The sequence below is a fragment of the Rouxiella sp. S1S-2 genome, assembly GCF_009208105.1.
Classification (GTDB): domain Bacteria; phylum Pseudomonadota; class Gammaproteobacteria; order Enterobacterales; family Enterobacteriaceae; genus Rouxiella.
Genome location: NZ_WFKL01000001.1, coordinates 777,780 through 797,180 on the forward strand (window position 1 = coordinate 777,780; position 19,401 = coordinate 797,180).

Below are 19,401 nucleotides of genomic sequence, written 5' to 3' on the forward strand. Positions count from 1 at the left end.
TGATTAACCATGGCCTATGCCATTTTTAATCGCCTTAACGGGCGAGGGTTGCTTTGTTCGTTTTATAAACTAATTTGAGCCGGTTCACACTTTTCAATGAAAATGACTGAAAATTTTCTCGACGAGTTATGTAGACTGGCTGCCATTATTAATGAGGCACGTGTACATGACTACTGAGCTTGAAACCTCTTTTGCTGACCTGGGGCTGTCTGCTCCTATCATTGCTGCCCTGACCGATCTGGGCTACGAAAAACCATCACCGATCCAAGCCGAATGTATTCCGCACCTGTTAGCAGGCCGCGATGTTCTGGGCATGGCGCAGACTGGTAGTGGTAAAACTGCAGCGTTCTCGCTGCCACTGTTGCACAACATTGATGCTTCTTTGAAAGCACCACAAATTCTTGTTTTGGCCCCTACCCGCGAACTGGCGGTTCAGGTTGCTGAAGCGATGACCGATTTCTCTAAGCACATGCACGGCGTGAACGTTGTTGCATTGTACGGCGGCCAACGCTATGACGTGCAGCTGCGCGCACTGCGTCAGGGTCCACAGGTTGTTGTGGGTACGCCTGGTCGTCTGCTGGATCACCTGAAACGCGGTACTTTGAACCTCTCTAACCTGAGCGGTCTGGTACTGGACGAAGCCGATGAAATGCTGCGTATGGGCTTCATCGAAGACGTAGAAACTATCATGGCGCAGATCCCGGCTGAACATCAGACCGCGCTGTTCTCTGCAACCATGCCAGAAGCGATTCGTCGTATTACTCGTCGCTTCATGAAAGATCCACAGGAAGTTCGCATTCAGTCAAGCGTGACGACTCGCCCAGACATCAGCCAGAGCTACTGGACTGTGCACGGCATGCGTAAGAACGAAGCACTGGTGCGTTTCCTGGAAGCTGAAGATTTTGACGCGGCTATCATCTTTGTTCGCACCAAAAACGCGACCCTGGAAGTGGCTGAAGCGTTGGAGCGTAGTGGTTACAGCTCTGCAGCACTGAACGGCGACATGAACCAGGCCCTGCGTGAGCAGACTCTGGAACGTCTGAAAGACGGTCGTCTGGATATTCTGATTGCAACCGACGTGGCAGCACGTGGTCTGGACGTTGAACGTATCAGCCTGGTTGTGAACTACGATATCCCTATGGATTCAGAATCTTACGTTCACCGTATCGGCCGTACCGGTCGTGCTGGCCGTGCGGGTCGCGCGCTGCTGTTCGTTGAGAACCGCGAACGTCGCCTGCTGCGCAACGTAGAACGCACCATGAAGCTGACTATTCCAGAAGTGGAATTGCCAACTGCAGAAGTGCTGGGTCAACGTCGTCTGGCCAAGTTTGCCGCTAAAGTTCAGCAGCAGCTTGAAAGCAGTGACTTGGATCAGTACCGTGCTCTGCTGGCTAAACTTCAGCCTGCTGAAGAGCTGGATGTTGAAACTCTGGCCGCAGCACTGCTGAAAATGGCTCAGGGCGAACGTCCACTGATCGTTGCCGCTGACCCAATCTTCAAAAGCCGTCCACCGCGTCGCGAATTTGAAGACCGTCCTGACCGTGGCGAGCGTTCTGCACGCGGTGACCGTCCTGCACGTAGCGAACGTCCTGCTCGTGATGGCGATCGTCCTGCGCGCGATGGCGCTCCACGTCGTGAGCGTCGTGACGCTGGCGAAATGGAACTTTATCGCATTGAAGTTGGCCGTGATGATGGTGTTGAAGTGCGTCACATCGTTGGCGCTATCGCTAACGAAGGCGATATCAGCAGCCGTTACATCGGTAACATCAAGCTGTTCGGTACCCACTCAACTATCGAGCTGCCTAAAGGTATGCCGGGCGAAATTCTGTCTCATTTCACCCGTACTCGCATCCTGAACAAGCCGATGAACATGCAGTTGATGGGCGATGCAGTACCTCAGGCCGATCGTCGTGAGCGTCCGGCCGGTGCTGGCGGTGAGCGTCGTGGTAACGGTGCTCCACGTTCTTTCAGCGGTGATCGTCGTGAAGGTGGCGCACCTGCGGGTCGTCGTCCATTCAACGGCGAACGTCGTGAAGGTGGCAACTCGGCAGCAGGCGAACGTCGTCCGCCAAGCCGTGCACCACGTCGCACTACCGACGCATAATCTGTCCAGTCGCATGGCTTGAGATAAATGTGCAATAAAAAACCAGCCCTCGGGCTGGTTTTTTTATGGGCTGAAAACGTCAGGAATCAGTCGATACGTGGCTGCTTAAAGATTTCCCCCTGAAGCTGCGACACAATTTCAAACGAATGCAGTCGAGCCGCGTGGTCAAATATCTGGCCGTTGATCATCAACTCATCCGCCTCGGTTTCACGGGCAATCGCCTGCAATCCGTGACGAATCGTCTCTTTGTTACCGACCACCGAAAGGCGTAGCGCCTGATCGACACCAAAGCTTTCCTGCGGTGACCACAGGCTTTCAATGTTATCCACCGGTGCAGGCAGCTTGCCAGGTTTGCCACGACGCAGGTTAATGAACTGCTGCTGGTTCGAGGTAAACATTCTGCGCGCCTCTTCATCGGTATCGGCGGCAATCGCGTTGATGCAGACCATGGCATGCGGCTTTTGCAGCTGCGCTGAAGGTTTGAATTTGCTGCGATAAATCGACAGTGCCTGATAGAGCATATCGGGTGCAAAGTGTGAGGCGAAGGCAAACGGCAGGCCCAACGCAGCGGCCAGTTGGGCGCTATAAAGGCTCGAGCCTAACAGCCAGATTGGCACGTGCAATCCTTGGCCCGGAACCGCCTGTACAGCCTGATCTGGCTTCACGTCGGCAAAATAGTGCTGCAGTTCCTGAACATCCTGCGGGAAATTATCAACTTCGCCCGACATATGCCTGCGCAGTGCCATCATGGTGCGTTGATCGGTACCCGGTGCACGGCCAAGCCCTAAATCGATACGATCGGGGTAGAGCGTGGCCAGCGTACCGAACTGCTCGGCAATCACCAGCGGTGAATGGTTGGGCAGCATCACGCCACCCGATCCCAAGCGGATCGTTTTAGTGCCGGCGGCAATAAAACCAATCAGTACCGAGGTTGCGGCGCTGGCAATGCCGGTCATGTTGTGATGCTCGGCCAGCCAGTAGCGCTGATAGCCCCATTTTTCGGCATGCTGCGCCAGCTCTAACGAGCTTTGGAAAGCATTGGCTGGTGTTTTACCCTGAGGGACGGGCGCAAGATCGAGCACAGAGAAGGGGACTGGAATGTTTTTAGCGTTCGCTTCAGACATGTTTTATTCACCTTGTTTTCTCTGATAAACGTTTAGAATATTTATCAGCTAATGATAAAAACCAGTATTCACCATTTCCAACTGCCTGAATACGCTATTTGAGCGGTACTGACTGCTGCTGCGGTTGTTTGATCAGTAATCGCGAACAATTCAATGCCTTATAAAGCACGGCAATATGTGCTAAAAATGGTCGAATTAAACAGATAAGAAGGTAAGAGAGAAAAAATGAACAAAAGGATATTATTAACCCTGCTGCTGGTTGCTGTCGTTATTTCTCTTGCCGTTTTATTTCGCGCCAGCAATCAGTCCCTGTTATTACAGGGCGAGGTTGATGCGCCAGAAGTTATTGTTGCCTCAAAGGCTAAAGGGCGCATTGTTGAACGTCACGTTCAGCGCGGTGACGACGTTAAGGCGGGTCAACTGTTAATCACTCTCGACAGTCCTGAGCTGATGGCTCAGCTACGTTCGCTTCAGGCCTCCCGCGATCAGGCTAAAGCGCAGCTTGATCTCTCTTTGAACGGCACCCGTGAAGAGAGTATCCGTAATCTGAAAGCGACACTGGCGCAGTCGCAGGCCGCCTATGCTAATGCGCGCGACCTTTTTAATCGCAACGCCCGTATTGCAGCCAAAGGCTATATTTCGGCTTCTGACCTTGAGGACTCCCGTGAAGCGCGCGACAGTGCCTATCAACAGGTGCAGGTCGCGAAGGCTAATTTGGATGAGGGCGTCAACGGCGATCGCATTGAGCAGCGTGATGTTTATGCCGCTCAACTGCGTGCTGCCGAAGAGAATTTGCTGGAGATTAAAGCGCAGACGGATGATTTACAGGTTAAGGCACCGGTCGACGGCGAAGTAGGGCCAATCCCTACCGAGGTCGGTGAGCTTCAAAGCGCCGACAGTCCGCTGCTGACGTTGGTGCGTCTGCCGCAGGCCTATTTCGTCTTTAACCTGCGTGAGGATATTTTGGCGGGAATTCGCAAGGGTGATAAAATCTCGCTGCGGGTACCGGGTATTGGCGACAAACACGTCGAGGCCGAGGTCCGTTATATTGCCCCGTTGGGAGATTACGCCACGAAACGCGCCACCCGCGCCACCGGTGATTTCGATTTAAAAACGTTTGAGGTCAGGCTCTATCCGCTACAGCCGGTTCCCGGTCTTCGGCAGGGTATGAGTGCGTTGTGGCAGTGGAAAGCAGCGCACTGATGGCGCACGCAATGCATCGAGCAAAGGCCGCATGGCGCTGTTTCAGCCGCGCGTTTACCCGTGAGACCCGCCATGCTTTTCGCCAACCGGTGATCCATTGGCTGTGCTGGTGTTTTCCGCTGATTTTGTTCGCGCTGATTGCGAGTAACTTCTCGGAGGGCACGTTGCTCGACCTGCCGGTTTCGATCGTCGATAACGATCACAGTAAACTCTCAAAGGAGTTGGTTCGCAAGCTCGACGCCGGTTCGCATGCCCACGTTGTCGCCTACGCCGGTGGTTTACCGGAGGCCGAGCATCGGCTGCGCACCGCTCAGGATTATGCGCTGCTGTATATTCCGCCGCGCTTTGAAGCCGACGTTCTGGCCGGTCGCCAGCCGAGCGTTGTACTGTATTACAATGCGCTATTTTACGGTGCCGGGCTGTATTCCACTCAGGACTTCAGTGGATTAATGACCGAACTTAACACCCGTTATCGCAGCATTATTGCCGCCGAAATCGGTAAAACGGTACCTTCACTGGCCAGTGTCGATCTCTCATACGGCAGCCTGTTTAACGCCAGCGGCAGCTACATTTATTATCAGCAGTTCGCCGCAACGATTCATCTTTTACAGCTGTTTACCGTCACCTGCATGATTTATGTGATGGCGCGCAGTCAGGCGCTGCTTGCTGCACCATCTTTTACCTTCAGCCTGCTGGGGAAACTGGCACCGTACACGCTGTGCTTTACCGCGCTGCTGATGGTGGAGATTGCGCTACTGGTCGGCGTGTTTGATGCGCGAGTCAGCGGTAATCCTCTCGACATGCTGTTAATCTCATTTTTTTATGTGATCGCCGCCCAAAGTCTGGGGCTGTTGCTGTTTACCTTCACCAGTACCACAATTTCTGCCTACTCAATGATGGCTATCTTCGTGGGTCTGGCGCTGACCTTCTCGGGTATGGCTGTTCCTGAGCTATCCATGCCGCTTCCTGCGCGAATAATTTCTGAAATCGAGCCGCTAACGCATGCGCTGAATGCCATGTTCGATGTCTTTCTGCGCCAGGTTCCCAGCAGTCGCATTCTGGGTGTTTGTGCCATTTTACTGGTCTATCCGTTGATAACCGGCCTGTTGGTGCACCGAAAACTCTACATGCGCCTGAAAAAACAGGAGCCGGGTAAATGACGCGCCGCGAAGGATTTTCGATTTACTGGCGTACCTTCACGCACTCTCTGCATGGCATGCTGGAAAAGCCGATGTGGATGATGCTGCTGATTTCTTTGTGCCTGATGAGCATGGTTTATGCCAACCGAACGGTGTGGGACTTACCCGTTGCGGTTATCGATCAAGACCACAGCAGCGCCAGCCGCCTGTTAACGCGGGATCTTGATGCGACGTCGAAGATTAAAACGATAAGCTACGACAGCATTCCTGAGGCGCGTCGAGACCTGGGAGACCGCAAGCTGTTTGCCGTAGTTATTATGCCGGTCGATTTGGAAAAGAAAATTCTCGCCGGTCAGGACATCGTTATTCCGGTGTACGGGGATGCGACCAACCGACTGGCCAACGGCCAAATTCAACAAGACGTCGTAGCCGCCTATCAAAGTCTGCTGTCGCAATACAATACACAACTGCTGCTGAGCAGCGGCTTCAGCAACCGACAGGCCAGCGTGCTGCTTATGCCAATTGTGGGGCAAACGCTCGACTTATTTAACCCTGGCATAAGCTTTGCGGCCATTATCTTCCCAGGGCTGCTGGTGATGCTCTTGCAGCACTCGTTGTTAATCGCCAGCGTGCGGGTCAATATCACCTTAAAAAGCGCCCCCGATGGGAAACCGGCTATTCCGGCGTTTCTTGGCGGCCTGTCTGCGCTGATCCCCATCTGGTTATTTTTGTCGATTGTGCTGTTCGTACTGTGGCCGTGGGTGTTGGGCTACCGGCAAACAGCCAGTATCGGGGAAATTCTGTTGCTGACCTTCCCGTTTCTGCTGGCGGTGCTGGGGTTGGGAAAGCTTGTCACCGAGTGCCTGCGCAGCGTGGAAATGATTTACCTGACGCTGTCGTTTATTACCATGCCGGTGTTCTATATTTCGGGCACCATCTGGCCGCTGCAGGCGCAGCCCGACTGGGTACGCGGCGTATCCTCCATGCTGCCTTCCACCTGGGCGACCAAGGCGATTGCGGGCGTTAACCAGATGGGGCTGCCGTTTAATGAAGTAGGCAGCGATATCTTGATGCTGCTGTTGCTGTGCGCGTTTTACACCGCGTTGGGCATTGGGTTGGGGTTACTGCGTGACAGTGGCCGTTTGCGCAGCTTATTGCATCGCAAAAAGCCGCTGCGTAATGATTAACTCGTCAATGCTAGGCGACTGGGCTATTCAAGTAGCTGCAGACCGGCAATATTCTGCCAATATCCGTTGCACTCGGCGCCTTGGCTGAGCGGCAGCGGGTAAAGTCCGCGTTCGTTGGCGCGAAAATCGGCCAGCGTTTTCAACGTATCAAATCCCTGCGGTGAGAGCCGAACAATGTCGACCATGCCCTGCATGGTCAGCTGGTCATTGCCGAGGTTATAACAGGCGCCGCTTTGAGTTTGAATGCCGTTAAGGACAAAGAGTAACTGGTTTTCCTGCGACAGCACTTTGCGTCCCTGAGGATAGTGAATACAACAGGTTTCACAGTCGTCCTTGGCGCGATTCTCCGCGCGGGCGGTAAAGCAACGCGCCGAATACGCCAGCGGCAGATGACCATAGGCCAGCACTTCAACCTCGAATTTACCGCGAATGCCCAATGTCTGGCACTGCGTCATTAGGTTTGCCAACCAGTCACGAGAGAGCTCCACCGGCATGCACCAGCGAACCATCCCCTGCTTATAGAGAATATTGAGCGCGACGGCGTTATAGCAGTTAAGCGCATGACCGGCCACGAACGGCAGTTTACGTTCTGCCGCCATATTGACCGTACCGATATCATTCGCCTCGATGAGAAAATCGCCGTTCTCAACGTAGCGTTTTAATTCGGTCAGTTCTGAAGGTGCTTGCAGCAGCGCCAGCGTCGAGATAACCACCTGTTTTCCGCCTGCGCTGACCTGCTTGGCCAACTCTAGCCAGTCCGCCACTTTCATCTCGCGCCGTTTAGTACAGACGTTTTCGCCGAGATAAATAATGTCGGCCTCACTGTGCATGGCCGCGGTATAAAAATCCTCAACCTCCGTTTTTGGCCAATAATAAAGCAGGGCACCTAATGAGTATTTCATGATTTTCCCTTAATTATTGCCATTTGCGGTGGTAAGCACCCAGTGTGGTTTGTGTCCCTTCCGACAGCGAGCCTAGCTCGTCCATCCAGCTTTTCGCAGTCTTAAATTCCTGAGGATTATTGCGGCAGCGGTCAATGGCTGCCCGCCATACCCGTGTCACCTGGCTCACATAGGCCGGGCTTCTTTGACGGCCCTCAATTTTCACAGAGGCAATATTGGCAGCAAACAGCTCCGGCAGCAGCTCAAGGGTGTTGAGACTGGTGGGTTCTTCCAAGGCGTGATAGCGAACGTCATCCACTAGGTAGCGTCCTTTGCACAGCGTAGGGTAGCCGGCATTTTCGTTCGGTTCGTAGCGGTCAATCAGTACATCGTTGAGGCGTGACTCCATGCCCTGTGGCGTTTGCTGCCAGCGAACGAAGCGCGCGGGTGAACAGGCACCCACGGTGTTAGGTGATTCACCGGTCAGGTAGGAGGAGAGGTAGCAGCGGCCCTCAGCCATGATACACAGGCTGCCAAAGGCAAAGACTTCGAGCGGAACCAGGCTGCTGCGCGAAAGTTGCCGCACCTGATGCATCGACAGCACGCGCGGCAGCACGACGCGGGCGACGTCAAAATTGTTTTTATAAAATGCGATCGCCTGCTCGTTAGTGGCCGAGGCCTGTACCGACACGTGGCGTTCAACCTGCGGATAGCGCGTTGCAGCGTACTCAAGCATCGCCAAATCAGCCAGTATTAGCGCATCGGCCCCTAGCTGAGCGGCCATATCCACGGCGCGTTCCCAGCGTGCATAGCCGTCAGGATGGGCAAACGTGTTAATAGCAATATGCAGCTTACGCCGCCGACGATGGGCGTACTCTGCCGCTTCGTGCAACTTTTTTTCGGTGAAGTTGAGACCGGCAAAGTGCCGGGCATTGGTATCATCTTTCAGTCCGATATAAACCGCATCTGCGCCATTATCAATCGCTGCTTTCAGCGCGGGAAGATTCCCCGCCGGGCAAAGTAGCTCCATCGTCATCTCCTGCAAATACTGCTAAAAAGCCTGCACGACGTGCGGCCGGAATTGACGCTCATTTTAGATAAGCTTGGCAGGCAATATTTTGATTTAAGGCAGCTTATGCTCGGTTGAGCGATTCCAACAACAGGCAGAGGTTGTGTATGGGATATTTCTGGTGCACTATTTTTATAGGGAAATGTTGATGTAGACGGCGGCGCGCTGCTGCCGATATGGCAAAATGCGTTGTTTTCAGCTCAATATTTCCCAGAAGACCGTTATCAAAAGGAGAAGTGCCAGTGTTGCAAAAACTACGAGCACGAATGGTGCGTCAAGGGCCGTCACTGTTAAGTGTACCGTTAAAATTTACCCCCTTTGCACTTAAGCGCCAGGTTCTGCAACAGGTGCTTGGCTGGCAATTTCAGGAAGCGCTGGCCGATGGAGAGCTCGATTTTCTGTCGGGACGTTGGTTGCGCATCGAGATAACCGATCTTAATCTGCAATGGTTGATGACAGTGAATGACGGCAAACTTGAGGTTTGTCAGCAGGGAGAGGCCGACGTAAGCTTCTGTGGCACGGCAAACGATTTGATATTGGTCGCCGCACGCCGAGAAGATCCTGATACGCTGTTCTTCAAACGGCGTTTACGTATTGAAGGAGACACTGAATTGGGCCTGAACGTTAAAAACCTGATGGACTCTATCGAGCTCGAAAGCATGCCCGCGCTATTGCGCCACGGGCTTGACCAGCTTGCGGCCTTTGTAGCCGCAGGCAGTGTTGAAACGGCCTGCGTTGAAACGCGTAAACAAGAGGACGGCGAGTCATTCTCACCGGCAGTATCGTCATGTTAATCAGAGTTGAAATACCTGTAGATGCCGCAGGCATCGATAATTTGCTGCGAGAGGCCTTTGGCCGCGATACCGAAGCTGACCTGGTTCAGCGTTTACGTGAAGACGGTTTACTGACGCTGGGCGTTGTCGCGACAGACGATGAAGGCGGCGTGGTAGGTTATGCCGCATTTACGCCGGTCGACGTGCAAGGCGAAGATCGTCAATGGGTGGGATTAGGCCCGTTGGCGGTACATGCGTCACTGCGTCGTCAGGGATTGGGTGAAAAGCTGGTGTATGAGGGGCTCGATTCGCTCAACGAATTTGGCTATGCCGCTGTGGTAGTGCTGGGGTCTCCAGAATATTATGGACGATTTGGTTTTAAACCTGCCGCCGAGCACAATCTCCATTGCTGCTGGCCAGAAACCGAAAAAGCATTCCAACTGTATGTTTTAGCGGACAATGCCCTCGAAGGCGCCAGCGGGTTGGTGGAATACTCTCCACATTTTAATCACATTTAGTCGCTGAAATATATTCCGCTCAATGGCCGATGTTGTTACATCGGCTTTTTTATAGGTAAAAAATGCTTATTACGTAAAATAGCTTTATTTGCTAATGGCGACCGACGTAATAAGAAATTAACTGAAGCTATCTCAGTGTAATTATTACTCTATTTGATATTTACGAATAATTACAAACGACAGCCAAATTCACTGCATTATTATAAATTAATATCATTCATTGCTGCTTTTAGCACAAAAGGTAAAAACTGCCGATATTTAAACCGCCGAGCGCCAACGTTGTGTTACATATTTAATTGTCTTGTTTTAAATAATCGAATGCACGTCACAGAATATTACTCTACAGGGAATAACATTATTGTCACTGAAGTTAATACTGAACTTTAAGAATCAAAAGGAATCTAAAGTGGCCAATAAATCCCCCCTTCGTTTCAAAAAGCTGTATCTGGCATGTTCTGTTGGACTGCTTTTTAGCTCAGCCCAAGTATTGGCCGCTGACAGCGGGCCATTTTCGCCAAATTCTCCGTGGATGCTCGGGGATTGGGGCGGCGAGCGATCCACACTCAAGCAGGAAGGCGTTGATTTCCAGGTAAACTATACCGGTGAAGCGGCAAGCAACTTTTCCGGCGGCTATGATAAAAGCACGACGGCGCGCTATGCCGACCAGTGGCAATTTGGCGTCGACCTTGATTTAGACAAATTGCTCAACTGGAAAGACACCGAATTCCAGATGACCGTCACCAACCGTAACGGCAGAAACATCTCCAACGATGCCGTCGGCGACCCGCGTACCGGCACACTCTCTTCGTCGCAGGAAGTGTGGGGCCGTGGTCAAACAACGCGCCTGACTCAATTCTGGATCCGTCAGGGATATTTCAACGATACGCTGGATATTAAAGCCGGTCGCGTCACCGTTGGCGAAGATTTTGACTCACTGAAAAGCAACTTCCAAAACCTGGCGCTGGGCAGCGGTCAGGCGGGTAACTGGCGCGGTGATCGTTGGTACAACTGGCCAATCTCCCAATGGGGCGGTCGCATCAAGCTTAATATTACGCCTGAAATCTATACTCAGGTGGGTATTTATAATCAGAACCCTAAAAACTACGATACCGGCAACGGCTTCCGTCTCGACAGCTCTGGCTCGATTGGTAACCTGATCCCAGTAGAAGTTGGCTGGACACCGACGTTAGGGCCGGATAAATTGGCCGGTAAATACGCGCTGGGCTTCTATTACAGCTCGACCAAAGGCAACGTTTACAGCAGCGGATCGATTCAAAACGGTTCCGAGCAGTACAGCGACCAAGCGCATGCCTACGGCGGTTATGTATTGGTTCAGCAACAGTTGACCGCGGTTAATGGCGATAACAGTCGCGGACTGTCGTTGACCGTTCAGGGCGTAATGAACGACAAGAAAACCTCCAGCACTGACAACTATCAGTCCGTGGCGATTACTTATAAAGGGATTTTCGATTCACGTCCTAAAGATGAGCTTGGCTTCGGCGTAGGTCGTATTCACGTTAACAGTGATTTGAGCCAAACGCAGCGCGATCAAAATGCGGCTAACGGCGTTAATAATTATAACAACCCAACTTATTTGCCGGTGCAAAGTGGGGCTGAATATGATTACGAACTCTACTACGGTATTCAGGCAACGGATTGGCTAACAGTTCGTCCGAACCTGCAATATATTTCCGCACCGGGCGCAGTCAGCCAGGTTAAAGATGCTTTTGTTGGCGGCATAATGGTCAACGTGGCACTGTAATTAATGCAGAGAATGCGTTAATCGGCCAGTTTACTAATACGGGGCGCTTCTGGCGCCCCCTTTATATAATAACCTTGGGTGAATATCCCGTCGTGACGGCCAAATATTCAGCGATATTCTCCGGGCACTCCCTCACTAATATCTCTTTCTGTTTTTTACTCAACTGCTTTATTTGATATTCCAGCTGCGACGCTCGCGATCGGTCGCCCGCTGCACAGTGGAATACCAGCGTTAGTTCCCCTTTTCCGCGTAGCGACTTTGCACCTTTCCCGCATTGATGCTGCTGTAAACGGCGCAAAACGTCGGTCGTGATGCCGGTGTACAGCATACCCGTTGGCGTGCGCAGCATGTAAAGATGCCAGACAGCGGCTGCGTGAGGCGAAGAAGGGTGAGTGGCAAGGCTTTTCACAATAAAGGCGTGACTCTTGGCGGTAATGGACGATGCAGCAGATTAACCCACAGCGGCCAGAATAAGTGAAGTAAAACCACACCTTCCATGCTGTGCGAACAAAACGGCAGACTGTAACTTGGTCGACATCGCGCTAAGATAGGGCAAATTTTTTGGCAGGAGCCGGGCATGAATGATCCCGAAGATCTAAAAATTATCAGCCGTTACTTGAGTAAAAATCACGTGCTGGCGCTGTGTGCCCATGCAGACGGTGACATATGGAGTGCGACCTGTTTTTACGTGACGGACATTGAGCGTATGTGCTTGTATTTCATGACGGAATTAAAGACGCGTCACGGCTCACTGATGCACCGCAATCCTCACGTCGTCGGGACTGTCGCCAAACAGCCTAAAACAGTGGCGCTGATTCAGGGCATTCAGTACAGCGGCAGCGCCACGATGTTAGAAGGTGAAGAGGATGCCGCCGCCCGTGCGAGCTACTGTAAACAGTTTCCGGTCGCCATTGCCATGAAAGCGCCCGTTTGGGCACTGCGGTTAGATGAAATCAAAATGACCGATAACACGTTGGGCTTCGGTAAAAAATTGTTCTGGCAGCGGGAGACGTGATTTAACGGCTGACCTTGTGCCTTTTTTATTCAGGCGGCAAGGTCAGTATTCAAGGAGAGAAGATCAGCCTGCGGCAACAGGGCCGTGTAAATTGTGATTCCAGGTATTAATCAGTCATTGAACTCTGTGATAGTCTATAACCAAAAACGCCAAATTTTCGCAGATCTAAAACCCTCCCCATGCTGTTTGCGCCAAGTGTCTTATCGGGGCAGCTTACAGATACTTCTCGACAAAACTGTCTAGATTTCTGAACTCCGGCATCCTTTCCTGCAGCGTTTGATGACTCCAGTTCCACCACTGGCTGCGTTCGATCCTCTCGATCAGTGAATCGTCAAAACGCATGCCGATCTTTTTCGCCGCCACGCCGGCAACGATCGAAAACGGCTCGACGTCCTTGGTGACAACCGAAGAGGATCCGATTACTGCGCCGTTGCCTATCTTCACGCCCGGCATGATCACCGCATTGTGGCCGATCCACACGTCGTGGCCAAGGGTAACGGCATGCTCGCGACGCCAGTTGAAGAAGTCATTGTCGTCCTGACCTAAATCGTAGGCCGAGCTTCGGTAGGTGAAATGGTGCTGCGCAATACGTTGATAGGTAGGATGATTACCCGGATTAATGCGTACATAAGTGGCAATGGAAGCAAATTTGCCGATTGAGGCATAGTGGATCTGATTATGGCCCGCCGTGTAGGAGTAGTCGTCAATGTCAACTTCTTCAAAAGTAGCATCGTCAGAAATATGTACGTATTGGCCTAAACGCGTTTGTTTCAGTATTACGTTTTCACCAATCTTTGCTTCACTCTGCGTTGGGTTAGAAAGCGTCATAGTGCATTGTCCTGTGGATAAACCAGCGTGTGGTCATTGGAAGTCGCCGGGCTAACGGCCAGTGAAGAAAGCAGCGTCAACAGTTCGGCCAGCGTATCCTGCAGGCGGCCGTCATTATTGAGCAGATGACACTCGGCGGGCAGGCTGTGCTGATAGTCTGCGGCCCGCTGCAGGCGTAGCTGAATGTCATGCTCTGTTTCACGGCCGCGGGCGTGGAGGCGTTCGGCAAGCACCTGCGGCGAGACGTGCAGGCAAACAGGCAGCAGCGCATGACCGTAGCGCGTTTTTGCCTCAACCAAATGGGCACGCGATCCGTTGATGACTACACTAAAACCTTGCTGCATCCAGTGGTCAATTTCGACGCCCAGCGCATAGTGCGTTTGGTGCGCCTGCCAATCGAGGGCAAACAAACCGTGTGCCTGGCGCTGGTGGAATTCGTCAAGGCTGAGCGCAATATGATTTTCCGCACCAGCATGGGCCGGCCGAGTGATATAGCGATGCGCAACCAGCAGCCCAAGCGGCGTTTTGTTACGCAGCGCGTCGAGCAGGCTGTCTTTGCCCGCGCCAGACGCACCCATCACGTAGACTAACTTAGCCATCAGAATACCTGTATTCCTTGACGCCAGACGTTTTGCACATAGTGATGACTCTCGTGCGCCCGCGCCAATACCATGTCCGCGCGTCTGCCTTCGGCAATCACTCCCCGGTCTTCTAATCCCAGCGCGCGCGCAGGATTGCGTGTCACCAGCGCCACTGCCTGTGACAGGCTGAAGGCGTTGCCTTCATCCAGCGCAATGCGGAACACGGCGTCCATCAGGCTGGCGGGATAGTAGTCGGAAGAAAGAATATCAAGCAGTCCTACCGAGGCCAGATGTTTCGCCGCTACGTTGCCGGAATGCGAGCCGCCACGCACGATATTGGGCGCGCCCATCAACACTTGCAGACCTTCTGCGTGCGAAGCACGGGCCGCCTCTTCAGTGGTTGGGAACTCGGCAATGACGCTGCCCAGTGCTTTCGACTCGCTGACGTGCGCCGCAGTAGCATCGTCATGACTGGCCAGTGCGATACCCAACTCAAGGCAGTGTGCGGCAATCGCCCTGCGGTTAGGCTGTGCCCAGCGCAGCGAGTTGGCGATTTGCGTGGCCTGAAACTCCTCCATCTGCTGGTCGTTAAGCTGGTATTTGCCCTGATAATATTCGCGATATTTCTGCGGGGTGGCGAATTGACGCTGGCCCGGTGAGTGGTCCATGAGTGACACCAACGACACGCCCGGTTTGTTCATCAACTCTTCAAACAGCGGCAGTGTAGAGGAGTGCGGAAGCTCGCAGCGCAGGTGCAGGCGGTGCTCGGCGCGGTTAAGTCCGGCCTTCTGACTGTAGATAACCGCGTCGATCATTTTTTGCAGATTCTCGAGCCGATGACCGCCGTCACGCACGTCGCCAACGGCCACCGCGTCGAGTACGGTGGTTATCCCGCTGGCAACCATCAGCGCGTCGTGGCTGCTCATCGCCGAATGCGCTGGCCAGTCAACTTTGGGGCGCGGGGTGAAAAATTTATCCAGATTATCGGTGTGCAGTTCGACAAAACCGGGCATCAACCAGCCACCCTCTGCATCAAGCGCCTGCGGCAGTTGGCTGGTGGTATCAGTAAAGGAAGCGATAATCCCTTCCTTGATTTCGATAGAGCCTTTTACGGTTTCTTCCGCCAACACCAGATTGACGTTGTTGATAATCATGCCAAATTCTCCGCATTCGCTAATTCTGGTGCCATGACGTGCAGCCGGTCGGCCACGCGCTCACGCACGTCTTCATCGTGGAAAATCCCCACTACCGCCGCGCCGCGCGCTTTGGCCTTTTCAATCAGCGTGACGACTGCCGCGCGATTGGTGGCATCCAGCGAGGCGGTGGGCTCATCGAGCAACAGCACCGGATAATCGACGATAAATCCGCGCGCAATGTTTACCCTCTGCTGTTCACCACCGGAAAACGTTGAAGGGGCGAGCTGCCACAGGCGCTCCGGCACATTCAGGTGCTGTAAAAGTGCGCTGGCGCGCTGCTCGGCCTGCGGTTTGTCGATACCTAACTCCACCAACGGCTGCATCACTAAATTAAGGGCGCTGATGCGCGGAATAACACGCAGAAACTGGCTCACCCAGCCTACGCTGTGGCGGCGTACGTCGAGAATTTCACGCGCCTGTGCGCTGACCATATCGACCCACTGTTCCTGATGTTTAACCCAAATGTGGCCACTGTCCGGCAGATAGTTGCCGTATAGCGAGCGCAGCAGGGTAGATTTTCCGCTGCCTGAATGGCCGTGCAACACCACGCACTCACCTGCGTTAACGTCAAGGCTGGCGTTGTGAAACACCGGCAGCCTGATCCCTTGCTGATTATGTAAGACAAAAGTTTTACTCAGTTTTTCGACCCGGAGTCTGGTTGTCATTGGTTTATCACTCTTAAAGGGTTCTCAGGACAAAACGGATGAAACGAGCAGTTGGGTATAAGGATGATGCGGGTCATCCAGCACGCGGTCGGTTAGGCCGCTTTCCACCACCTGACCCTGTTTCATCACCAGTAAACGGTGAGCCAGCAGCCGCGCAACGCCCAAATCATGGGTGACAATCACCACCGCCAGCTGCATTTCAACCACGAGCGTGCGCAGCAAGTCCAGCAGGCGAGCCTGAACGGAGACGTCGAGGCCGCCGGTTGGCTCATCCATGAAGACCAAACGTGGATGCGTCACCAGATTGCGGGCAATTTGCAGGCGCTGCTGCATACCACCGGAGAAGGTGGTAGGCAGGTCATCGAGACGCGAAACCGGGATTTCGACGTCTTCAAGCCATTGACTGGCCTGCTGGCGAATGCGCGCATAGTTGCGCTCGCCGACCGCCATCAAACGTTCGCCGATGTTGCCCCCCGCCGAAACCTGACGACGCAGGCCGTCCATCGGATGCTGATGCACCACGCCCCAGTCGGTGCGCAACAGGCGGCGACGATCGCTTTCAGGCATCTGATAAAGTGACTGCGCTGGCTGTACGCCGTTGTTGTAAATTACCTGACCCTGCTGCGGCGCAAGACGCGCTGAAATGGACTGCAACAGCGTGGTTTTACCCGAGCCAGATTCGCCGACAATGCCCAGCACTTCGCCAGGATAGAGCTGGAATGACACATCGCTAAAGCCTTTGCCTGGCGCGTAAAGGTGCGTCAGATTCTCGACACAAAGCAGCGGCGTGGCGGAAGAGTTGACCTGATTCATTGAGTGTTGGCCTCTTGGGAAGATGCGGTTTCAAGCTGTTGGGCGCAGTAGTCGGTGTCGGAGCAGACAAACATGCGGTTGCCGAGATCGTCGAGCACCACTTCGTCGAGATAGCTGTCGTGCGATCCGCAGAGGGCGCAGGGCTGATCCCATTTCTGCACCGTAAACGGGTGATCCTCAAAGTCCAGGCTTTCAACTTTGGTAAAAGGCGGCAGCGCATAAATGCGTTTTTCACGCCCGGCACCAAACAGCTGTAGCGCGGGCATCATGTGCATCTTTGGGTTATCAAATTTTGGGATCGGCGAGGGATCCATCACGTAGCGATCGTTCACTTTCACCGGATAAGCATAGGTGGTGGCGATGTGGCCGAAGCGCGCGATATCTTCATACAGTTTCACCTGCATCACGCCATACTCCTCCAGCGCGTGCATTTTTCGCGTTTCAGTTTCGCGCGGTTCAATAAAGCGCAGCGGTTCTGGGATCGGCACCTGAAAAATCAGGATCTGATCTTCCACCAGCGGCGTTTCAGGAATACGGTGGCGGGTCTGAATCAGCGTCGCATCGCAGGTTTTCTCGGTCGTTTCTACACCGGCAACGTTTTTAAAAAAGCGGCGGATCGACACGGCGTTGGTGGTGTCGTCGGCGCCTTGGTCGATCACTTTCAGCACGTCTTCCTGGCCGATCACGCTGGCGGTTATCTGAATGCCACCGGTGCCCCAGCCGTAAGGCATCGGCATTTCACGGCCTGCAAACGGCACCTGATAACCCGGGATCGCCACGGCTTTTAGAATGGCACGGCGGATCATGCGCTTGGTTTGTTCGTCGAGGTAACCCTGGTTGTAGCCGGTGGCCGTAGCAGCCGCTTTATTATTTTTCATTAGAAGTGTCCTTGCCCAAGGCGGCGTCACGCTGTTTGCGCAAACGCTGCAACAGCTCCAGCTCGGCCTGGAAATCGACGTAGTGAGGAAGTTTCAGGTGTGACACAAAGCCGGCGGCTTCAACGTTATCGGCGTGCGATAGCACAAACTCTTCGTCCTGCGCCGGACTGCGAACCTGCTCATTGTGTTCAGTGGTTTGCAGCGCGCGGTCAATCAGTGACATCGACATTGCCTTGCGCTCTGCGCGGCCAAACACTAGCCCGTAACCGCGGGTGAAATGCGGCGGTCGGTCTTCTGGCGTAATAAAGCCGTTAACCATCTCGCATTCGGTCAGCAGAATTTCGCCAATATCAATGGCAAAGCCCAGCTCTTCCGGCACGATTTCTACCGTCACCCAACCGGTGCGGATTTCACCGGCAAACGGGTGGGTGCGGCCATAGCCGCGTTGAGTGGAGTAGCTCAACGACAGCAAAAAGCCTTCGTCTCCGCGCACCAGTTGCTGCAATCGTGCGGCGCGTGAGGCGGGATAAACCGGCGGAGTGCGGGTGATGTCGTCCGGCTCGCTGCCGTCGTCGTCTTCGCGCACCGCGAGCTGCTGATGGGTCAGCAGGTCAAACACGTGGCTGCAGGCCTCGGGCAGAGTTTCATCGGCTTTGGGCGCGACGGGTTCCAGCCCTTCGGCCAGCAGAGCAAAGTCCAGCAGGCGATGGGTATAATCATAGGTCGGGCCTAACACCTGGCCGCCGGGAAGATCTTTATAAATTGCCGAAACACGGCGCTCGAGACGCATATTGGCGGTGTTCAGCGGCTGGCTGACGGCGAGACGCGGCAGCGTGGTGCGGTACGCGCGCAGCAGAAAAATGGCCTCAACCAGGTCACCGGACGACTGTTTTATCGCCAAGGCGGCCAGCTGTGGGTCGTAAATTCCGCCTTCGCTCATTACGCGGTCAACCGCGAGGCCAAGCTGTTGCTCAATTTGTTCGGCGTTGAGCTCAACAATTCGGCTATCTCCGCGACGCTGGTGCGCCAGCAGTTCATGGGCGGCCTCAATGGCCTTTTCGCCCCCTTTAACGGCAACGTACATTAGCAGGCCTCCACGCGGGTAGTGCGCGGTAAGGCAAGCAACTGCTCACCGCAGGTAAACATGAAATCCAGCCCCAGTGGGAAACGGTGCGGACGATTCAACAAATACTCCGTGACGGCCTGCGGCAATTGCGGGCAGATTACCCGCTGGTGCTCAATACCCGGACCCAGCAGGCGCAGCGGCGTTCCGCCTTCCAGAGACTCAAGCTGCACAATCACGCTGGTGGCCAGCTCGGGAGACATCTCGTCGCCGCACGGAAAAGCCAGCAAGGTGGCGCTATCGAGTGAGCCTTGGGCCAGAGCAAAACTGACGCTGCTCGGGTCTTCGGTCAGTATCGCGCCGGTATGAAAACGCAGATTTTGGCGCAAAATATCATCGTCGAGCTGCGGGCTTATCCACAGCGGCGTGTCTTTATCAATCAGCGTCAGCAGCACGCAAGCACTGGCGGAACCGAGCTTGCCGAAACCTGGCATCGAGGGCAGAGTGACGACTGAACCGGGTTCGCTTAATGCCTTGAGAATGCGGCGAAAACTGTACTGCGCATCGGCAACCGGATGCTGAAAACTGGCAACAAGTGACAT

Annotated in this window: 21 protein-coding genes; 9 read left to right on the plus strand and 12 right to left on the minus strand. The window is 53.9% G+C overall.

Features of this window, described 5'->3' with window-relative positions:
- Window positions 1-102: 102 nt before the first annotated feature.
- Together yrbN and GA565_RS03670 are read left to right on the plus strand one after the other, a co-directional pair.
- The gene (gene yrbN / locus GA565_RS24930) at window positions 103-177 is read left to right on the plus strand and encodes a protein YrbN (RefSeq protein ID WP_223499600.1); all 75 of its coding nucleotides are present in this window, start codon (window positions 103-105) and stop codon (window positions 175-177) included.
- Window positions 167-2,104, plus strand: a complete 1,938-nt coding sequence (locus tag GA565_RS03670) for a DEAD/DEAH family ATP-dependent RNA helicase (RefSeq protein ID WP_152197380.1) — start codon at window positions 167-169, stop codon at window positions 2,102-2,104. Before yrbN ends, GA565_RS03670 begins: the two co-directional genes overlap by 11 nt.
- An 86-nt stretch (window positions 2,105-2,190) precedes the next feature.
- On the opposite strand, the gene GA565_RS03675 is transcribed toward GA565_RS03670, so the two are convergent.
- Window positions 2,191-3,228, minus strand: coding sequence for a luciferase-like monooxygenase (locus GA565_RS03675; RefSeq protein WP_152197381.1), 1,038 nt, complete (start codon window positions 3,226-3,228; stop codon window positions 2,191-2,193).
- A gap of 225 nt (window positions 3,229-3,453) precedes the next feature.
- Between GA565_RS03675 and GA565_RS03680 the strand changes: the two genes are divergently transcribed.
- Genes GA565_RS03680 through GA565_RS03690 form a run of 3 tightly spaced genes read left to right on the plus strand, consistent with a single transcriptional unit; the run spans window position 3,454 to window position 6,757 of the window.
- Window positions 3,454-4,431: an HlyD family secretion protein gene (locus tag GA565_RS03680; RefSeq protein ID WP_055782505.1), complete on the plus strand. Its 978-nt coding sequence runs from the start codon at window positions 3,454-3,456 to the stop codon at window positions 4,429-4,431.
- A gap of 11 nt (window positions 4,432-4,442) precedes the next feature.
- Complete coding sequence (locus GA565_RS03685) at window positions 4,443-5,591, plus strand: ABC transporter permease (protein ID WP_152201299.1); 1,149 nt, start codon at window positions 4,443-4,445, stop codon at window positions 5,589-5,591.
- Window positions 5,588-6,757 carry an ABC transporter permease gene (locus GA565_RS03690; protein WP_152197382.1) on the plus strand — a complete coding sequence of 390 codons (1,170 nt, stop codon included), beginning with the start codon at window positions 5,588-5,590 and terminating at the stop codon, window positions 6,755-6,757. The genes GA565_RS03685 and GA565_RS03690 overlap by 4 nt, the downstream gene beginning before the upstream one ends.
- Before the next feature lie 23 nt (window positions 6,758-6,780).
- On the opposite strand, the gene GA565_RS03695 is transcribed toward GA565_RS03690, so the two are convergent.
- Window positions 6,781-7,659 (minus strand): U32 family peptidase, encoded by an 879-nt coding sequence (locus GA565_RS03695; RefSeq protein WP_055782511.1) that lies wholly within the window; start codon window positions 7,657-7,659, stop codon window positions 6,781-6,783.
- 13 nt (window positions 7,660-7,672) lie between these two features.
- Window positions 7,673-8,668, minus strand: coding sequence for a peptidase U32 family protein (locus GA565_RS03700; RefSeq protein WP_152197383.1), 996 nt, complete (start codon window positions 8,666-8,668; stop codon window positions 7,673-7,675).
- 281 nt (window positions 8,669-8,949) lie between these two features.
- Between GA565_RS03700 and GA565_RS03705 the strand changes: the two genes are divergently transcribed.
- The 3 genes from GA565_RS03705 to GA565_RS03715 all read left to right on the plus strand — a co-directional run bounded on the left by GA565_RS03705 (window position 8,950) and on the right by GA565_RS03715 (window position 11,760).
- Complete coding sequence (locus GA565_RS03705; RefSeq protein ID WP_152197384.1) at window positions 8,950-9,501, plus strand: SCP2 domain-containing protein; 552 nt, start codon at window positions 8,950-8,952, stop codon at window positions 9,499-9,501.
- On the plus strand, window positions 9,495-9,998 hold the full coding sequence (locus tag GA565_RS03710) for a GNAT family N-acetyltransferase (RefSeq protein ID WP_152197385.1): 504 nt from the start codon (window positions 9,495-9,497) through the stop codon (window positions 9,996-9,998). Before GA565_RS03705 ends, GA565_RS03710 begins: the two co-directional genes overlap by 7 nt.
- 406 nt (window positions 9,999-10,404) lie before the next feature.
- Window positions 10,405-11,760 (plus strand): carbohydrate porin, encoded by a 1,356-nt coding sequence (locus GA565_RS03715; protein ID WP_152197386.1) that lies wholly within the window; start codon window positions 10,405-10,407, stop codon window positions 11,758-11,760.
- Window positions 11,761-11,821: 61 nt separating this feature from the next.
- Here GA565_RS03715 and GA565_RS03720 read toward each other — a convergent pair whose 3' ends face one another.
- The gene (locus GA565_RS03720) at window positions 11,822-12,109 is read right to left on the minus strand and encodes a GIY-YIG nuclease family protein (protein ID WP_055782525.1); all 288 of its coding nucleotides are present in this window, start codon (window positions 12,107-12,109) and stop codon (window positions 11,822-11,824) included.
- A 228-nt stretch (window positions 12,110-12,337) separates the two neighbouring features.
- Here GA565_RS03720 and GA565_RS03725 point away from each other — a divergent pair, with 228 nt between their 5' ends.
- Complete coding sequence (locus GA565_RS03725) at window positions 12,338-12,775, plus strand: YhbP family protein (protein ID WP_152197387.1); 438 nt, start codon at window positions 12,338-12,340, stop codon at window positions 12,773-12,775.
- Between the two features lie 213 nt (window positions 12,776-12,988).
- Here the strand turns inward: GA565_RS03725 and GA565_RS03730 are convergent, their stop codons facing one another.
- From GA565_RS03730 to phnH, 8 genes are read right to left on the minus strand one after another with little or no spacing between them, the layout of a single operon-like run.
- Window positions 12,989-13,603, minus strand: a complete 615-nt coding sequence (locus GA565_RS03730) for a DapH/DapD/GlmU-related protein (protein WP_152197388.1) — start codon at window positions 13,601-13,603, stop codon at window positions 12,989-12,991.
- Window positions 13,600-14,202, minus strand: a complete 603-nt coding sequence (phnN, locus tag GA565_RS03735) for a ribose 1,5-bisphosphokinase (RefSeq protein WP_152197389.1) — start codon at window positions 14,200-14,202, stop codon at window positions 13,600-13,602. The genes GA565_RS03730 and phnN overlap by 4 nt, the downstream gene beginning before the upstream one ends.
- Complete coding sequence (gene phnM / locus GA565_RS03740) at window positions 14,202-15,338, minus strand: alpha-D-ribose 1-methylphosphonate 5-triphosphate diphosphatase (protein WP_152197390.1); 1,137 nt, start codon at window positions 15,336-15,338, stop codon at window positions 14,202-14,204. Before phnM ends, phnN begins: the two co-directional genes overlap by 1 nt.
- Entirely contained in the window at window positions 15,335-16,045 is a 711-nt protein-coding gene (gene phnL, locus GA565_RS03745) for a phosphonate C-P lyase system protein PhnL (protein WP_152197391.1), read from the minus strand. Before phnL ends, phnM begins: the two co-directional genes overlap by 4 nt.
- Before the next feature lie 24 nt (window positions 16,046-16,069).
- A complete protein-coding gene (phnK, locus tag GA565_RS03750) occupies window positions 16,070-16,858 on the minus strand; it encodes a phosphonate C-P lyase system protein PhnK (RefSeq protein WP_152197392.1) in 789 nt (262 codons plus the stop codon).
- Entirely contained in the window at window positions 16,855-17,736 is an 882-nt protein-coding gene (locus GA565_RS03755) for an alpha-D-ribose 1-methylphosphonate 5-phosphate C-P-lyase PhnJ (RefSeq protein ID WP_152197393.1), read from the minus strand. Before GA565_RS03755 ends, phnK begins: the two co-directional genes overlap by 4 nt.
- Window positions 17,726-18,820, minus strand: a complete 1,095-nt coding sequence (locus GA565_RS03760) for a carbon-phosphorus lyase complex subunit PhnI (RefSeq protein WP_152197394.1) — start codon at window positions 18,818-18,820, stop codon at window positions 17,726-17,728. Before GA565_RS03760 ends, GA565_RS03755 begins: the two co-directional genes overlap by 11 nt.
- Window positions 18,820-19,401: a phosphonate C-P lyase system protein PhnH gene (gene phnH / locus GA565_RS03765; RefSeq protein WP_152197395.1), complete on the minus strand. Its 582-nt coding sequence runs from the start codon at window positions 19,399-19,401 to the stop codon at window positions 18,820-18,822. The genes GA565_RS03760 and phnH overlap by 1 nt, the downstream gene beginning before the upstream one ends.

What these genes read in the sequence shown, in the direction of transcription:
- GA565_RS03670 (WP_152197380.1), top strand. Translation starts at nt 167, where the DNA reads ATGACTACTGAGCTTGAAACCTCTTTTGCTGACCTGGGGCTGTCTGCT.
- GA565_RS03685 (WP_152201299.1), top strand. Translation starts at nt 4,443, where the DNA reads ATGCATCGAGCAAAGGCCGCATGGCGCTGTTTCAGCCGCGCGTTTACC.
- phnN (WP_152197389.1), bottom strand. Translation starts at nt 14,202, where the DNA reads ATGGCTAAGTTAGTCTACGTGATGGGTGCGTCTGGCGCGGGCAAAGAC.
- GA565_RS03755 (WP_152197393.1), bottom strand. Translation starts at nt 17,736, where the DNA reads ATGAAAAATAATAAAGCGGCTGCTACGGCCACCGGCTACAACCAGGGT.
- GA565_RS03675 (WP_152197381.1), bottom strand. Translation starts at nt 3,228, where the DNA reads ATGTCTGAAGCGAACGCTAAAAACATTCCAGTCCCCTTCTCTGTGCTC.
- GA565_RS03690 (WP_152197382.1), top strand. Translation starts at nt 5,588, where the DNA reads ATGACGCGCCGCGAAGGATTTTCGATTTACTGGCGTACCTTCACGCAC.
- phnH (WP_152197395.1), bottom strand. Translation starts at nt 19,401, where the DNA reads ATGTCACTTGTTGCCAGTTTTCAGCATCCGGTTGCCGATGCGCAGTAC.
- GA565_RS03680 (WP_055782505.1), top strand. Translation starts at nt 3,454, where the DNA reads ATGAACAAAAGGATATTATTAACCCTGCTGCTGGTTGCTGTCGTTATT.
- phnK (WP_152197392.1), bottom strand. Translation starts at nt 16,858, where the DNA reads ATGAATCAGGTCAACTCTTCCGCCACGCCGCTGCTTTGTGTCGAGAAT.
- GA565_RS03725 (WP_152197387.1), top strand. Translation starts at nt 12,338, where the DNA reads ATGAATGATCCCGAAGATCTAAAAATTATCAGCCGTTACTTGAGTAAA.
- GA565_RS03730 (WP_152197388.1), bottom strand. Translation starts at nt 13,603, where the DNA reads ATGACGCTTTCTAACCCAACGCAGAGTGAAGCAAAGATTGGTGAAAAC.
- GA565_RS03695 (WP_055782511.1), bottom strand. Translation starts at nt 7,659, where the DNA reads ATGAAATACTCATTAGGTGCCCTGCTTTATTATTGGCCAAAAACGGAG.
- GA565_RS03720 (WP_055782525.1), bottom strand. Translation starts at nt 12,109, where the DNA reads ATGCTGCGCACGCCAACGGGTATGCTGTACACCGGCATCACGACCGAC.
- GA565_RS03710 (WP_152197385.1), top strand. Translation starts at nt 9,495, where the DNA reads ATGTTAATCAGAGTTGAAATACCTGTAGATGCCGCAGGCATCGATAAT.
- phnL (WP_152197391.1), bottom strand. Translation starts at nt 16,045, where the DNA reads ATGACAACCAGACTCCGGGTCGAAAAACTGAGTAAAACTTTTGTCTTA.
- GA565_RS03760 (WP_152197394.1), bottom strand. Translation starts at nt 18,820, where the DNA reads ATGTACGTTGCCGTTAAAGGGGGCGAAAAGGCCATTGAGGCCGCCCAT.
- GA565_RS03700 (WP_152197383.1), bottom strand. Translation starts at nt 8,668, where the DNA reads ATGGAGCTACTTTGCCCGGCGGGGAATCTTCCCGCGCTGAAAGCAGCG.
- phnM (WP_152197390.1), bottom strand. Translation starts at nt 15,338, where the DNA reads ATGATTATCAACAACGTCAATCTGGTGTTGGCGGAAGAAACCGTAAAA.